The sequence below is a fragment of the Hydrogenophaga intermedia genome (assembly GCF_023715105.1).
GTDB lineage: Bacteria > Pseudomonadota > Gammaproteobacteria > Burkholderiales > Burkholderiaceae_C > Hydrogenophaga > Hydrogenophaga intermedia_A.
In genome coordinates this window covers 1-1,009 of sequence record NZ_JAMBNO010000080.1, presented here as the reverse complement: position 1 = coordinate 1,009, position 1,009 = coordinate 1, and the positions used below count along the sequence as shown (strand labels likewise).

The window sequence follows — 1,009 nt, the reverse complement described above, 5'->3', positions numbered from 1 at the left end:
ACCATGAAAGTTTTCTACGACAAGGACTGCGATCTTTCCCTCATCAAGGGCAAGACGGTCGCGATCATCGGCTACGGCAGCCAGGGCCACGCGCACGCGCAGAACCTCAACGACAGCGGCGTGAAGGTGGTGGTGGGCCTGCGCAAGGGCGGCGCCAGCTGGGACAAGGTGGGCAAGGCCGGCCTGACGGTGATGGAAGTCAACGACGCGGTCAAGGCCGCCGACGTGGTGATGATCCTGCTGCCCGATGAGCAGATTGCCGAGGTCTACCGCAACAACGTCGAGCCCAACATCAAGCAAGGCGGCTCGCTGGCCTTCGCGCACGGCTTCAACGTGCACTACAACCAGGTCGTGCCGCGCGCCGACCTGGACGTGTGGATGGTCGCGCCCAAGGCCCCGGGCCACACGGTGCGCAACACCTACACCCAGGGTGGCGGCGTGCCGCACCTGGTGGCGGTGCACCAGGACAAGTCGGGCAAGGCGCGCGATCTGGCGCTGTCCTACGCCATGGCCAACGGCGGCGGCAAGGCCGGCATCATCGAGACCAACTTCAAGGAAGAGACCGAGACCGACCTCTTCGGCGAGCAGGCCGTGCTGTGCGGCGGCGCGGTCGAGCTGATCAAGATGGGCTACGAGACGCTGGTGGAAGCCGGCTACGCGCCCGAGATGGCCTACTTCGAGTGCCTGCACGAGTTGAAGCTCATCGTGGACCTGATCTACGAAGGCGGCATTGCCAACATGAACTACTCGATCTCCAACAACGCGGAGTACGGCGAGTACGTGACCGGCCCCGAGGTGATCAACGAGCAATCGCGCGCGGCCATGCGCAACGCCTTGAAGCGCATCCAGAACGGCGACTACGCCAAGATGTTCATCCTGGAAGGCCGCACCGGCTACCCGAGCATGACGGCACGCCGTCGCAACACGGCCGAGCACAGCATCGAGGTGGTGGGTGCCCAGCTGCGCGCCATGATGCCCTGGATCGCCAAGAACAAGCTGGTGGACCAGA

At 64.5% G+C, this 1,009-nt stretch carries 1 protein-coding gene; it reads left to right on the top strand.

Annotated features, from left to right (window positions below):
- Positions 1–3 precede the first annotated feature (3 nt).
- A partial coding sequence (gene ilvC / locus M3149_RS22650; protein ID WP_251711609.1) for a ketol-acid reductoisomerase occupies positions 4–1,009 on the top strand: 1,006 nt, incomplete at its 3' end.